Below are 14032 nucleotides of genomic sequence, written 5' to 3'. Positions count from 1 at the left end.
ACGCGGAGATGGAGATCTGCTACAATCGCCGCTCACCAGAATCCGCTGGTGTGGTGGGCTGTCCGCTAGCGCGGGCAGTGGTTTGATGAATGTTTGGAGGAATGGCAGTGGTTCGCATCCGCATGCAGCGTCTTGGTCGCCGGAATCGCCCCTTCTATCGGATCCATGCGATCGATCAGCGCTCTCGTCGAAACGGTCGGTCTCTGGAACAGCTTGGCTGGTACGATCCGGTACGTGGTGACGACAAAGTCGAGATCAATGTTGAGCGCGTGAAACACTGGCTCTCCGTTGGTGCTCAGCCAAGTGAGACCGTTCGCGATCTGCTCGCAAAGCATGGCGTCGGTGACGTTGCTGCGTGGGAATCGGAGCGCAAAGCTGCCCGTGACAAGGTAGAAGCGAAGAAAGCCGCCGAAAAGGCCGCTGCCGAGGCAGCAGAAGCTGCAAAGGCAGAAGCTGCCCAGTAACCCCACAATCTGGGACCTCCGAGCAAACGTGTAGTAAAATAACAAACGCAGGAGCCATTCGGCTCCTGCGTTTTCTTTTCGGCTTGGCTCAAAGGCCGCGGTGGGATTCGAACCCACGTAGGCTAAGCCTGCGGATTTGCAATCCGCCCCATTTGTCCACTCTGGCACACGGCCGATTCAAAAAATCGTCCCTTTGCCAAGCCGAACCCCGCTGATACGGGCCGAAACTCTATGCCAACACACCCCTGGAAGCTACGAAATCGTGGTTTGCCGTTGGTTTTCTGACCTGATTTGAGCTTCCACGCATCCCATGGGTGACAGGCTCACATTCTGGTGTCTCAACTCTGCATCGGACGAACAATAGATCATGCCCAGTATCCAGAAACTTCTCCGAATCACTGTGTTCATGTTGCTCATCGTGATAGCTGCGCACGCACGAGCGCAGGATGGGTCCGAACCCGCTCAGCCCGATCCGACACCGGAAGTTACACTGCCGGGTGAGCAGCCGGTATATGAGTTGCCAAAGCTCCTCCCTGAAGGCACATTCGTACCAGCACGTCTCGGTCGCGTGGTCACGATTGCTACCGGCGAACGCCTCATCATCTTTGCGCGCGATGCCTCTGGCACCACACCACGACCAATGATCCTGCTGCCATCCCCAGGCTTTGATGTCATTCTCGAAACGATGAACGAGCAGGACACGCTTGCGCGTCAGTCCGGCGCTGCAACATCAAGTGCGCGGCATCATCTCTTCGTCTGCAGTGGCAGGGTGTATGTATACCACGATTGGAACTATCTGCTCCCGTCAACTGCGCGTCCCGCAACACTTGACGATATTGGTTCACCACAGCTAACCAATCAGGATGAATCGTCTAGTGATTTGGACAACATCGCATCGCCGCCAAACGTGCTCGACCCGGATGAACTTGATCCGAGTGTGGACTCACTGATCAAAGAACTTGAGCAGGCACAACGCGGTCCACGAGCGCTTGCAACAGATCCTTCGAGTTCTGATACATCCGGTTCAACATCATCCAGCACCGAAACCACCGCCATGCGCACCTACACAAAGGACCGGTCGCTTCTTCGTCGCACCGGGCGCGTGGGCCGGGTCAGTGGCGCATGGACATTCATGCTTGATAACTCCGGCAATATTTCTGAGGCTCCGTCTCTGTATGACCAACCGATCCCGATCCTCCCGTGTCAGGCACTCGAATCGATCGAAAAGGTTGTCGGGCAGTACGGCACAACAATCAAGCTGGAAGTCACCGGACTCGTCGTTCACACCCATCACAGGCCGATGCTCCTGCCAAGCTTCTTCCAGATTGTTGAAACAAACGAGTTGCGACCGCTGCAGTAGTATCATGGGAGAGGCTTGTACCTGTTGAATGTGCCCACAGGTAAAGTTACACGTTTGTGCGTGTGCCATATACTCTTCGATGCAGTCCAAAGCCACCACCGTCGCGCAGTACCTGAAGGAACTCCCGGCTGATCGCCGTGCCGCGATCGAGCAGGTGCGTGCTGTCGTTCTCAAGAACCTTCCGAAGGGGTACGAGGAGGGCATGCAGTACGGGATGATCGGGTACTTTGTTCCGCATTCGCTGTACCCCGCTGGGTACCACTGTGACCCGAAGCAGCCGCTGCCGTTCATGAGCATCGCGTCGCAGAAGAACCACATGGCGATTTATATGTGCTCGATCTACATGGAACCCGACAGCGCGATATGGCTGCAGCAGCAATGGGCCAAAGAGGTCGAGAAGGGCAACGCGAAGCGCCTGGACATGGGCAAGAGTTGCATTCGGTTCAAAAAGATCGAGGACATCCCACTCAACGTGATCGGCGCAGCGGTAAAACGCGCCCCTGTCAAGCAGGTGATCGCGTCATACGAAAACAATCTCGCGATGTACGGTTCCAAACGAGCATCAAAGAAGAAAACCTCAAAGAAAGCTCCTGCCACCAGAAAAACGAATACGAAGAAGGTTGCGAAGAAGACTGTCACAAAGAAGTCAACAACCCGCAAAGTGACAAAGAAAACAACGACAAAGAAAAGCACAACAAAAAGAGCTACAACAAAGAAACGATGATCGCTTCAGCAACTACACAACTTCTTCGACAGATAAGATCGCGAACGAGCCGGGATTACTCTTCGAGTCGGCTTGTGCAGTGAGTGTAAACGCGTTGTCGGCCCAGCAGATGTGTTGATTGGTCAACGTATTGCACAATCCTACAGAAACGTAGCACAACCCCTTCTCATGTGCACGCATATCAGGTCTCGGCAACTCAAGCCGAACTTTATAAAATGCACCTTTCCGAAGTTCGGCTTTGCATGTGTGGTTTCCTTCAGACACACACTTGTTGGAATACTTGATGGTGTACGAAACCGCACACTCCTGCAAGGAGTCGCTCGGTCGGATATACAAATCCACTTGAAGCGGCTCGCCGGACTTGGCTTGAACAGGCCTTGTGATGCTTGTTGCATTCCCATTTACACAAAGACCCACGATCTTCGCTTCGCCGGTGCCACTCATCGACCGCAATGGGATCTGGTGAAACTCGGACTTCTTTGACCGCAGTTCCAGAACATCCGATTCATACGTGAGCATCTCATCAATACTGACATGTGATTTTTGCACTATGCCAAGCCCGCATCCATCCGCATACACATTTTCGCTCGGCTGCATTGCGCATATGCGATTGAGACGCAGAACATCGATACGCCTCTTTCTCATCCACTCGTCTATTGCCCTCGGCGCTCCTCCTTGTCCTGTGATATCCCACTGTGCAGCAAAGTCACTCACGTCATGAAGGAACATCATGCCACCGGGCACCATTGCGTCGTACCACAGATCAAGTTCCTTGCACGTATGTTCGTACATGTGTGACGAATCGATAAACACACCACAGGGCGCCCCACCCATGCACGAAGATGCCTGCTCAACAATACCAGGAGCAACCGAATCACTGAGAATCAGTTTGACATAATCGTTCAGCTGAGCCTTATCAATCCATCTTTGCGTATATCGCGTGTACTGTCGGCCAATGTCAATGGATACGAGTCCGTTCTTGAACCCCATTCGGCGCATCATGAACCCAAGCAAGAGTGCGCTGTTCCCGTACGCATGCCCGCACTGCACCAAACGTCGAATCCCGCCCCCCATAATAAACCCAAGTATGGCACTCATCAGCGGCGGGCCCGCCTCGCCTCGATAGTTGTGCTTTGTCACATCTTCATACCACTCCAGCATCACCTGCTGTTCGTCGGCGGCAAGAAAACTGAACGAAGGCGGAACATGATTCGGATACCTTCCACGAAACCCAGGCTGTCGACTGAGCATGCTTTCCTTCAACTGAAGAAGCACGCTTCCATGTTCTGGTAGCAGTGAAGCTGTCTGCTCCGGCGGCTCAACACGTATTGGGCGTTGTGTCTCTTCTTTGTGACTAAGCATGTGGCTTCCTTCATCAGAACGGTTTCAATCAATACTAGCACATTCTACGACATTGGCAGGCAAGCTAGCTCATCCTGACGAAGCAGTCACGCAAAGGACAATTCGACTATATTTGCACATGCTGGCCAACCCACCTGACAGTGCCAAAGAGCATTGCCCGCCTCCCAAGATCACAATGAGTCTGCAAATAACTCGCAACGACTACGCAGCACTCACGCTCGCATCTTCGGTGCTGGTCGGCCACATGGATTCACTGGTGCTTGCGCGCAAGAAGCTCGGCATTATCTCCCTCGTGTGTGCTGCTGTTCTGTTTGTACTGCTACTGACGTTTGAGGATCTGACCCAGCAGAGAGTCTCAACGTGGCTTGTATTCTTTGTCATCGTTTTTCTCGGATTCAATGGGTTTCCCAATCTGTTTCGCTCTGATGCGGCCGTTGCTCAGACAATGCTCACGACGGCTCGTGCAATGGCTGAGAGGATTCGAGATATCGATCTCGGTCATACACAGATTACTATTTCGGAGGGACAACTCTGCTGTGTCCAGCCCACGCACACCATCATCTTTGGGCAAGGTGCATTTGAACGCATCGTGCTCTGGCCCAGTGAAGAGCTCATGATGTTCTCTCACCTGAATCTGAAACCACTTGACGAGGAAGCAGCGCTCATGCTCGACGGCACCGGCGTCGTGATCCGTATTCCCAAGCGCGAAACAAAGGATGAGCAGGAGTGGAATCAGGTCATAACGCTGGTGCGTGGCCTTGTGCGGAGTGGGCCAGATGCACCCGCAACATCGACATGATACTATGATGAGCAGTTGCAGATCCATTCCCATCTTGCAGACTTGACAACAGACCCTCACTTACAAGGAGCTTTTCATGAAGATAGTTCGAGTTATCACAGCATCGACGGTCCCTCTTGTTTTATTCGCAGGGTGCACGAGCACGCACAGCGTGGACACACTTGCAACGGGCGCTCGTGTTGCTGGCAAGCCAACACCCGAAGCCGCCGCCATGTTTGACCAGATCAAGGCACTTGAAGGTGACTGGTATATGACCGATGACAATGGTCAGGAACATCTTGCCATGGAGTTCGATGTCATTGCTGCTGGCTCAGCTGTTCGCGAGATCATGTTTCGAGACTCCGAAGCCGAGATGACCAACCTGTACCATCTTGATGGAAATAAACTCGTCATAACACACTACTGCGCAGCAGGGAATCAGCCTCGCATGGTTGCAACCTCAACTGCTTCAGATGGGTCTATCCCCTTCAAGTTTGAGAGTGTGTCAAATCTTGTTTCAGCCGATGGGAGCTATATGGGAAGCCTCGTGTTGCATATGCCAGACTCGAATACGCTCATCGAAGACTGGGGCACGTATATGGGTGAGAAACTGGATTCCAACCGTCACAGGTTCGATCTGAAGCGGAGGTGATCTTGCGCAACATACAGTTGCAAACCATGACGATAAGATTGAATCGAGTTCAGCGGGTGCTTGTGCTTGGCGCATGGGTACTCGTTTTCTGTTCCACGCTGTACCCGCCAGTGCTTGTAAAGGGTGTACCAAACGCACCGCACTTCAGGGGCAAGTTTATTCCCATTTACGAGGTCTTCTGGACAGCGTACTCATCTCCAGTACAGTTTCTTTATGTTGACCACGGGATAGACTGGTCAACGCTACTGCTCATCTGGACGTGGATTTTCCTCGGACTCGTTGCAGGATTGTGGCTGTTCAGAACACGAACAACCAAACCATAACTGCGCAGCACAACGCGCACCACACGGCGCGCTGTGCTGCATATATCGCAAAGCTACTGCCCGAAATAGTCGAGCGGGAACGCGGGCTGTGCCATTGGTCGCAGCGCGAGTGCGAGCAGCGTCAGAATGTGGTCATCCCCCGCGATACGATTGGCCCGAAGCACATTACATCCGGTGCATCGATGGACGATCGCCCACTCACCGTTATCACGGACTTCTATCGCGATCGGTTGCATGGACGATCGGCACACACTTCTCCGATCGCCGGGATGCTCGTCGAGGTGTCGCGACCACAGGCATAGTGGACAATGGTTTCGATGCTGTGTGCCCGATGCATAGCCAGAAATGTGGTTCTTACATTTGATACAGGTAAATCCGTCCGACTCATTGGGACGCTTGCGAGATGTTCGTTGCATTGGAATGAGATATCCATCAGCCAGCGAAAAGACCGCTGGGGAACTCAAGAAATCATCCTCGGCAGGTAGACACACACCAACAGCAGTCGCGAGCGGGCCGAGACAGGGGCTTCGCGAGACAGCTCTCAGATGGAGAGGCGGGTGCGTGTTGGATCAAGCAATGGGTGCCATCAGATAAAGTCTAGGCACGTTAGTCGTTGGCGAACCACTGAAATGTGTCAAGGTGTTCGCGGAGGTGCCGTGCCGTCGGAAAACGCTTGGCGATCATCGATCTTTTGAGCCCGCAAATAAGCCACTTGACCTCTTGACGCTGGGCCTGATACCAGCGCTGCCCGCCAAGCATGTCATAAAACAGCTTAATGGACTGGACAACATCCTCTCGAATGTTGGCAGCCGTCGGCCTTCCCAGATTGAACAGGTCGACAAGCTTCACATCAAAGTGCACGCCACGCCGCTGGATCAACACGTTCCCCGCATGTATATCGCCGTGGTAGTCACGGCGGGTGTGGATCTGCTCAAGCCCTGCTGCAAGTCCGTACAGCACATGCAGAGCCTCAAACTCGGGCAATCGCTTGCCTGGGCGTCCAGCAATGAACTTTGACAGAATCGTGCCTTCAACATACTCGCTGATAAGCACCGAGACCGGAGCCCCCTTGTAGCGCAGGGTTTCCTGATGGTGGTACTCAATGACGATCGGGCATCCACGGAGTTGCTCCAGCTTCTTCGCGTAGAAGTCGACTGCCTTGTCCCGCTCGTTGCGTTGTGGGAAGAAGAGCTTTGCAGCACGACGGGCACCGGTCCTGCGTTCGTTGACGCGATACACCTCGCCCTCCCAGCCACCACCAAGGCGCGACTCAACCACGTACTTGTTGCCGATAACACGACCCGGCGCAAGATCAAAGGTATAGAGTCGCGTGTCTCGTTCGTCCCTGGGCATGTGGCCTGCGTGCTCCTCAAACACTCTGCGAGCCGGCAAGCATATGTGGGATCAGACCAAAAGCATATCCAGCCCGTTACACATTGAAGAGGAAGTGGCACACGTCTGCATCGCGCATCACATACCCCTTGCCCTCGATGCGCATCTTTCCTGCCTCGCGTATCGCTTTCTCAGACTTGTGCTCAAGCAGATCTGCAACAGAGTAGATCTCAGCCCGGATGAACCCTCGCTCAAAGTCGGTATGGATCACACCTGCCGCCTGCGGCGCGCTTGCGCCCTGCTTCACTGTCCATGCCCTGATTTCCTTTGGTCCAGCTGTGTAGAAAGACTGAAGTCCAAGCAGGTGGTACGACGCGCGAGCAAGCTTGTTGAGTGCTGGCTCAGCAATGCCCATTGATTCCAGCATCTCGTTGAGTTCTTCGCCCTCAAGCTCAACGAGTTCGGACTCAAGCTTTGCGCACACCGCAACCGCCTCGCTTCCCTCAGTCTGGGCGTGTGTGCGAACACGGGACGCGTGCTCGCCAGCACCATCAAGATCATCCTCGTCAACATTCATCACATAGAGAATCCGCTTCCGCGTGAGCAACCCAAGCTGGCGCGAAACTTTCTCTTCGTCGGGATCATCCAGCGTGAGGGCCCGTGCCGGTTTCCCTTCATCAAGAATGTCTTTGACCTGGTTCAGGACCGAAGCCATTGCAACCGCCATCTTGTCCTTGCTTCGTGCAGCGCGTTCAGCCTTTGGTAGCGCGTTCTCGATCATCTGCATATCAGCAAGAATGAGTTCGGTATTGATCGTGTCAATGTCACGAACCGGATCGATCGAGCCGTCAACGTGAGTGATATCCTCGCCGCCTGGAGCCTTTGTAAAGCAACGCACGACCTGCACCAGGGCATCAACCTCACGCACGTGCGACAGAAACTTGTTACCTAGCCCCTCACCGGTGGCTGCCCCGCGCACAAGACCTGCAATATCCACAATCCGCAGGGAAGCTGGGATGATCTTTTCTGACTTGATATGTTCACGAATCTGTTCAAGCCGTGGGTCAGGAATCGGCACCACACCAACGTTCGGCTCGATCGTGGCGAACGGATAGTTTGCAGCAAGTGCCCCAGCTCTCGTCAGAGCATTAAACAGGGTGGACTTACCAACGTTGGGCAGCCCCAGCAGGCCTGCTTCCATACCGAATCTCCAGCATGACAAAATGGGTGGCACCCGTACTACATAAGCCCCAGCACGGTAAATTTGGGCCTCGATGATAGCCCAATACGAAACTGTGACCGAAAAAATCCATCGAAAATGGTCTGGAAGAATCAGTATTTTTATTGGACTATTAGAGTTCTGCGAATTGGACGTGTAATCCTCGAAAAATGTGGAAAAATGGTCAATTTCAGATGCATTCGTCGGGGTTTCGTGTAGACTTCGGCTGGCTAATACTCGCCAGTATGGGGGTAGCGGTCCCGGCGGCTCCGTTCGTGTCGTCGGCAGGTCATGGAAGAAAAGAGAAAGAGCGGAGAGAAATCATGTTTCGCGCAATGATCGTGGGTGCAGTAGCACTTGGTGCGGCTGCAAGTGCTGCTATCGCTGGTCCCGTGTACAGCTTCAGCGTTTCCGCAAATGCGCAGGGGCAACTCCCCTACGGCGGTAACAGCAATGCAGCTGGCAAGTTCAACACGGTGTCTGCAAGCTTCGACACAAACACAAACGAGTTCACACTCGACGTCTTGTTCGATGATCGCAAGACCGATGGTCTCTGGGTAGCCATCAATGGTGGCCCAAATCCAAAGGGACACGCTGGCGAGATGGCGATCCTGTACTTCGGCAAGAAGGCAGGCTCAAATCAGTTGGTTGTCTCTGCATACGCATACAACGGCGTGAACGGTGACACATCCTACAAGGATGGCAATGGTGATGGTTCAAGCGGTGATGCTGACTTCATCACAAACTCCATCGTCGATAACAGCTTCCTGCTCTCCGCAGGCATCAACGATGTCTCAGGTGGTGGACGTCGCGTCTCCTTCACCATTGATGCTGGCATCATCCAGAACCACTCACCAGCGAACCCCGGCAACACACCATGGACAGGCGTTGCATTCGGTGAAACTGCTGGTATCTGGCTGCACACCGTGAGTGGCTCATCGTTCCAGTTCGGCACATATGGCACCTATGACGACAAGCTCAAGAAGTTCACCTACTACAAGCAGGGCTGGTACGACGCGAACTTCATCCCCACAGATCACCCCAATGTTCCAATGCCAGCAGCAGCAGGTCTCGGACTCGCAGGTATGCTGACGCTCGGCTCACAACGCCGTCGCCGCACAGCCTGATATTATAAAATATCATTCCGCTTTGATCACCGATCACATGCATGTGCATGTGATCGGTTTTTCATTTGAGTCACGCCTACGGGGACTTACCCACCACCAATCAGATCCTTCAAGGCCCCATCAAGTCCCTTCTGAATGATCTGATCAGGACGCAGAAGCTGCTTACCAACAGATTCGATGAGCATCTTTTCATCGAGTTTGACTGATGGATCTGCAAATGAGCCCTTGACACGGAACGGCAGCGGCGTGATCTCGTCAAGGTTCAGCATCAGTTTGCTGAGATCGCTCCCTGCGGCCCCCAATGTTTCAGTCGCAACAGCGCCCAGCGGGAGATATGTCACAAGGTCCATTGTTCGATCCGCAATGTTAACGCTCCCGGAGGAACTGACCGAGAACTCACCCAGCGGCACGGTGTATTTGGGGTACTGAGCAATGCCGTTCTCAACGGTAACAGTCATAGAGTCGAGCTTCCTGCCAACGACTTTCGGGCCAGATCGGAGCTCGGGAAGTAAAAGGTTGCCGAGCAGCGACTCACCAGCCTGCACCTGCGCTGTCCCAGGATCAAAGAACATCGTCGCATTCAGCTTGTGAAGATCACCATCAAGCGGATAACGCACGTTCGAAATCTTCAGCACAGCTGGATCTTCGGAAGCTGACTTTGTAATGCCGCCAATCACAGGAACGCTACGGAACAGCGACTTGGTAAAAGCTGGTGAAAGTTCCTTCAACGTAAACGAGATTGGCTCGGTCGAAACAAATACACCATCGCGAATAACTCCGGCAAGATCGCCTGTTGCCCGCTCAGAACTGAGTTCGGCTGTCACCGAGCCACTGGTCGCGCTTGCCTCGCGCAGTTTCAATGTGACATACGCAAGCGGCCCGAGCGCCTCGGCTGCCATGTCCTTGCGACCAATCAGCGCGTCAACGAACAGCGTCGGTACTTTTCGCAACAGAATGTCGGCTGACACCTTTGCTGTGTCTGTAGTGACGATCCCCTGCGCATCTCGGAATCCGTCCAGTGTACCCCACAGGGCAATACCCTTCATGCCTTCTGCATTTGCAGGTTTGCCATCGATTAGTGCATTCCCTCGAAGCTCCAGCTGTCCATTCGGCTTGTTGTACAGATCCAACCCCAAATCGGTCACACGCATCTGGTGCGCAGGGCCGGGTATTGGGGCAGCATCCTTTGTCGCACCGGGCAGCATGCGCTGAGCCTTCAGTGACAGTGCCGGCGACGACACTGCCATATTCAAAGCAAAGACATCGGGCTTCAACGGCCCCACTGCTGGAATAGTTGCAACTTGCGCCTTCGGTCTTGAGAGCCTGAGCTTGCTCACATCAAGCTGTACCTGCGATGGTGCATCAATCGCGAGCCCCATTGACGCAGGTAGAAGCACCGAGCCCATTGCGGGCGTAATTGTCCACGCGAGATTGAAAGGCTGCGCCTCGATAGCGTCCTGATTCAGCGCAATCTTCACCGGTTTCACTGTCTTCAATCTGTTTGATGCCAGTGTCAGCGTGCCCGTCACCGATGCTGGCGATGAAACAAGATCCTCCTTTCCAGCAGGACCATCAATTCCGGGAGGCGGCACAAGCTCGAACGCACCATCCACATCAACCTGCACACCAACAAACGGACCAAGCGCTTCAACTGCACTGATCTTTGTATCAGGCATTGCAATATGAAGGAACCCATCGGCAAGCGCTGACGGCACATCCTTGATGCCGATGTTGAGCTCGAACGGTCCGTTCGGCTTCGACTTCGCAATCGTTGCAAACCCATCAATCCGCAGTGTGCTTGCGTTTGATGGAGACTGAGCTTGCTGCTGTACACCATCAACAGCCGCCGACATCGCAAGTGTCGCTCGTTGCTTTGATTCTTCTGTTATTGCGGCGGCGGGCATATTGAGCTTGATGTCAACACCACGAAGATCAACCGTTTCTGTTCTCTGACCGTTCGAAGCAGCTACCTGCATCGTCAAGTTTGAAGTTGTTGCTACAACACCGTCTTTGATACTCAGATCGAACGTACCCGCAGGCAATGACACTTTGCTTGTAGGGGAATCGGCTGATTCTCTTGAGCTCAGCACAACTGATGACGGTGTATATCGAATCGCAGCAGCGAGCGACTTTGACATACCAGCGACGGATAGATCCTCAGTTGGCACACGGGCGCTCAGTACCCGCACCTCGTGCGAGCCGATCTGTACAATCGAAAATGCGTCGCCCGTCCTGGTCTCGATGTCATCTGCGAAATGGCGCAATGGGGTGTAGTTTGCAATAGTCAGACCAGGTTCATTGATGACAACAGCATTGTCAGCAAGATGCAGTTCGCCCTTCATCATGCCACGCGGGGTTCCCCCGACCGAACCCGAGCTATCAATCACAACTCGCGTCGCGGGAAGCCCAAACACACCAACGGCGCTCTCTTCAGGAGTCAGGGACAGCTTGACCGTCACTCGATCGCCAAATCCCTGCAGAACATCCAGAGCAAACGTGTCAGCAAGGTGCGGGCGGAGCACATCAAACGCGAGCTGCTCGATCGACACAGAACCAGTCACTTTCGCGCTCGACACTTTGCCGATTGAGCCGTCACTTGTAAGAAGATCTGTCAGCTTCAGTTCTGTATTGATCAAGCTAGGCCGAGCGTTCTTCAGTGCCAGAGCGCCATCAACATCGATACTGACTCCGTCGCTGAGCTTTGTTGTGTGCACGCTCACTGTCGTTGGTTGGAGCGCAAAGGGGAGCGGCTGAACTGGTTCTCTTTGCGACACGGTCTCGTTCTGCACCAGTTGCATCGTGCCAGCGATCTGACCGAGCGTCAGTTTGACATCAGCTGATGTATCAGCAAGTGACATCAAACGTGAACCATCTGGCTGACTTGCAAAGCGTACCTTGTCAACCTCCAGAGCAAGATCAACCGAGCCCGCGCTCGTCAGATCAAGCCCGGTATCTCCAAGCATTGCGCGCAGTGCGGAACTCAGGCGTTTTACACGCATATGAGACCCCTTCGCAACCGCAATGCTGATTGGCTGCTGCGACTGCCCCTGAGAGAGCCCGGTCAACTGCACATTGATATCACTCGCGACATTGTCAGAGGCGACCGAAACCTGAACCGGAGTAGGCGTGTCTGCCTGCGGTGCCTGCGCTTTCAACGACATCGAAATAACTGGACCGATGTCGCGCGCCGCATTCAATCCACGCGGCGCCAGAAAGGGCTCAAGTATCGCTGTGTTCAGACCGTTCAATGCAACCTCACCCGAGATCAGCATATCGATTGGACTATTTACCTTGCCTGACGCATTCACAACGTGCGGCGCTTGCACGTTCAATGTGAGTGTGCCCGCATTCACGTTGTCCTTCTTCACGTTGGTACCGCCGGTCACACTTAAGCCATCAGCGAGTCCGGATGTCGTTGCCCGCACATTCATCGCGGCGACGTCATACGTACCAGCCTGAGTGCCCTCGCCGATGAGTTTCAGTGCAAAGGCATCAACCTGCGTTGTCATATCCAACACCAGTCCTGCAAGATCTGGCTTGCCCTCCTTGGCTGGTACCGAGAACGTGTTGATCGTCAGCGTCGCGCGGGGTGGTGAGGAAAGCTGTGCAAGATTCGGATCGATGAGCGGCTTGCCCGTTGATTGTTCGATCCATTCGATCAGTTCTGCAGATGCAACAGATGCTGTCGCAGGCTCCGTTAGTTCAATGCCTGACGCACTGCGTTTGATCTTCGCATCAAGTGAGGCATTGGGTGCGTTCACAGTTGCAACACCCATGCCATCAACGGCATCACCGGTGTACTGAATCTTCGCGTTGATAGTTTCTCCCACTGCTGCAACCACAAGCCCATCTGTTCCAGCGAGTGTGTCCGCCCAGATCGCACGCACACTATTCAGATCAATCGAACCAACATACGTTGCGCCAAACGGGTCGATGGACTTCGATGTTGGCATCAGATCCGTCGATCGAACATCGATTGTGATTGTGCCCGAACTCGGCGCACTAGTTTCCTTGAACGTCCCTGCAAGATCAACCACCGTTTCGTTCGCAGACAATGTCACAGTGCCCGTGAGTTCTGTTGTTGCGGTTCGGTGTGTGCCGGTATCACTCGGACGTTCAACATTGAGCACCAGATCTTTCACTTCGATTGTGCCAGCAATCGCAAGCGGGAGATCAATCGGCCCCGAGGGCGATGGCTTTGCAGGAGGACTCTTCGGAACCAATCCTGTCTGCCCGGGTTTCATAATGCGATCAATGGACGACGTGCCGTCGGCGTGGTATGAAACCGTCGCATCACCCTTCACCGTGACTGTGCCAAGGTTTACACTCTTTGCAAGCCAGCCACGCGCAAGGGACAGCAGGCCTGCATCAATGTGTACACTCGCATCCGCAACACGCGTGCCGTCGGGCTCATTCAGGACGACATGCTCTACCCTGATCGGCCCAAACCAGGAGAGACTGACGCTCCCCACTTCCGCACTCCCATTGATCTTTGCCCCGAGCGCAGATGCCACCTTCGACTTGACTATGCCCGATGCGATCGTCGGCACGAGTGCAAGCACGACGAGTCCCACAATAAGAACTGCACAGAGCACACCGAGGACGATCTTTGTACGACGCTTGAGTTTGCGCATAAGTCCACCTCCAACAAATCCAACGTGCGCCAGCGTAGGTCACATCTTTGAACACCG

12 protein-coding genes and 1 tRNA gene are annotated in these 14032 nt (G+C 54.0%); 7 read left to right on the top strand and 6 right to left on the bottom strand.

Going from position 1 to position 14032, the window contains the following annotated elements; translation table 11 throughout:
* The first annotated feature begins 107 nt into the window (after positions 1-107).
* Positions 108-464, top strand: coding sequence for a 30S ribosomal protein S16 (gene rpsP, locus H6815_10785; GenBank protein MCB9860920.1), 357 nt, complete (start codon positions 108-110; stop codon positions 462-464).
* 92 nt (positions 465-556) lie between these two features.
* On the opposite strand, the gene H6815_10780 is transcribed toward rpsP, so the two are convergent.
* Positions 557-638 (bottom strand) — tRNA-Cys (locus H6815_10780).
* Positions 639-831: 193 nt separating this feature from the next.
* Here H6815_10780 and H6815_10775 point away from each other — a divergent pair.
* Both H6815_10775 and H6815_10770 read left to right on the top strand, forming a co-directional pair.
* On the top strand, positions 832-1824 hold the full coding sequence (locus H6815_10775; GenBank protein MCB9860919.1) for a hypothetical protein: 993 nt from the start codon (positions 832-834) through the stop codon (positions 1822-1824).
* 79 nt (positions 1825-1903) lie between these two features.
* Positions 1904-2548 (top strand): DUF1801 domain-containing protein, encoded by a 645-nt coding sequence (locus H6815_10770; GenBank protein ID MCB9860918.1) that lies wholly within the window; start codon positions 1904-1906, stop codon positions 2546-2548.
* Between the two features lie 12 nt (positions 2549-2560).
* Here H6815_10770 and H6815_10765 read toward each other — a convergent pair whose 3' ends face one another.
* On the bottom strand, positions 2561-3910 hold the full coding sequence (locus tag H6815_10765; GenBank protein MCB9860917.1) for a class I SAM-dependent methyltransferase: 1350 nt from the start codon (positions 3908-3910) through the stop codon (positions 2561-2563).
* 118 nt (positions 3911-4028) lie between these two features.
* Here H6815_10765 and H6815_10760 point away from each other — a divergent pair, with 118 nt between their 5' ends.
* The 3 genes from H6815_10760 to H6815_10750 all read left to right on the top strand — a co-directional run bounded on the left by H6815_10760 (position 4029) and on the right by H6815_10750 (position 5663).
* Positions 4029-4709, top strand: a complete 681-nt coding sequence (locus tag H6815_10760; protein ID MCB9860916.1) for a hypothetical protein — start codon at positions 4029-4031, stop codon at positions 4707-4709.
* A 76-nt stretch (positions 4710-4785) separates the two neighbouring features.
* The gene (locus H6815_10755) at positions 4786-5340 is read left to right on the top strand and encodes a hypothetical protein (GenBank protein ID MCB9860915.1); all 555 of its coding nucleotides are present in this window, start codon (positions 4786-4788) and stop codon (positions 5338-5340) included.
* 26 nt (positions 5341-5366) lie between these two features.
* Positions 5367-5663 carry a hypothetical protein gene (locus H6815_10750; GenBank protein MCB9860914.1) on the top strand — a complete coding sequence of 99 codons (297 nt, stop codon included), beginning with the start codon at positions 5367-5369 and terminating at the stop codon, positions 5661-5663.
* A 53-nt stretch (positions 5664-5716) separates the two neighbouring features.
* Here the strand turns inward: H6815_10750 and H6815_10745 are convergent, their stop codons facing one another.
* The 3 genes from H6815_10745 to ychF form a co-directional block, all read right to left on the bottom strand.
* The gene (locus tag H6815_10745; GenBank protein ID MCB9860913.1) at positions 5717-6079 is read right to left on the bottom strand and encodes an RNHCP domain-containing protein; all 363 of its coding nucleotides are present in this window, start codon (positions 6077-6079) and stop codon (positions 5717-5719) included.
* A 190-nt stretch (positions 6080-6269) separates the two neighbouring features.
* Entirely contained in the window at positions 6270-7016 is a 747-nt protein-coding gene (locus H6815_10740; protein ID MCB9860912.1) for a protein kinase, read from the bottom strand.
* A gap of 76 nt (positions 7017-7092) precedes the next feature.
* Complete coding sequence (gene ychF / locus H6815_10735) at positions 7093-8196, bottom strand: redox-regulated ATPase YchF (GenBank protein ID MCB9860911.1); 1104 nt, start codon at positions 8194-8196, stop codon at positions 7093-7095.
* A 341-nt stretch (positions 8197-8537) separates the two neighbouring features.
* On the opposite strand from ychF, the gene H6815_10730 reads away from it, so the two are divergent.
* Positions 8538-9341 carry a hypothetical protein gene (locus H6815_10730; protein ID MCB9860910.1) on the top strand — a complete coding sequence of 268 codons (804 nt, stop codon included), beginning with the start codon at positions 8538-8540 and terminating at the stop codon, positions 9339-9341.
* Positions 9342-9427: 86 nt separating this feature from the next.
* On the opposite strand, the gene H6815_10725 is transcribed toward H6815_10730, so the two are convergent.
* Positions 9428-13975, bottom strand: coding sequence for a hypothetical protein (locus H6815_10725; protein ID MCB9860909.1), 4548 nt, complete (start codon positions 13973-13975; stop codon positions 9428-9430).
* Positions 13976-14032: the final 57 nt, after the last annotated feature.

The sequence above is a fragment of the Phycisphaeraceae bacterium genome, assembly GCA_020639155.1.
GTDB lineage: Bacteria > Planctomycetota > Phycisphaerae > Phycisphaerales > UBA1924 > JACKHF01.
Note: the sequence above shows the minus strand (reverse complement) of the source record. Positions and strands in the feature narration are given on the sequence as shown.

Excerpts from the sequence above, each read along its gene's own strand:
- H6815_10775 (MCB9860919.1), top strand. The coding sequence starts at position 832 with ATGCCCAGTATCCAGAAACTTCTCCGAATCACTGTGTTCATGTTGCTC.
- H6815_10770 (MCB9860918.1), top strand. The coding sequence starts at position 1,904 with ATGCAGTCCAAAGCCACCACCGTCGCGCAGTACCTGAAGGAACTCCCG.
- H6815_10765 (MCB9860917.1), bottom strand. The coding sequence starts at position 3,910 with ATGCTTAGTCACAAAGAAGAGACACAACGCCCAATACGTGTTGAGCCG.
- H6815_10760 (MCB9860916.1), top strand. The coding sequence starts at position 4,029 with ATGCTGGCCAACCCACCTGACAGTGCCAAAGAGCATTGCCCGCCTCCC.
- H6815_10755 (MCB9860915.1), top strand. The coding sequence starts at position 4,786 with ATGAAGATAGTTCGAGTTATCACAGCATCGACGGTCCCTCTTGTTTTA.
- H6815_10750 (MCB9860914.1), top strand. The coding sequence starts at position 5,367 with ATGACGATAAGATTGAATCGAGTTCAGCGGGTGCTTGTGCTTGGCGCA.
- H6815_10745 (MCB9860913.1), bottom strand. The coding sequence starts at position 6,079 with ATGCAACGAACATCTCGCAAGCGTCCCAATGAGTCGGACGGATTTACC.
- H6815_10740 (MCB9860912.1), bottom strand. The coding sequence starts at position 7,016 with ATGCCCAGGGACGAACGAGACACGCGACTCTATACCTTTGATCTTGCG.
- ychF (MCB9860911.1), bottom strand. The coding sequence starts at position 8,196 with ATGGAAGCAGGCCTGCTGGGGCTGCCCAACGTTGGTAAGTCCACCCTG.
- H6815_10730 (MCB9860910.1), top strand. The coding sequence starts at position 8,538 with ATGTTTCGCGCAATGATCGTGGGTGCAGTAGCACTTGGTGCGGCTGCA.
- H6815_10725 (MCB9860909.1), bottom strand. The coding sequence starts at position 13,975 with ATGCGCAAACTCAAGCGTCGTACAAAGATCGTCCTCGGTGTGCTCTGT.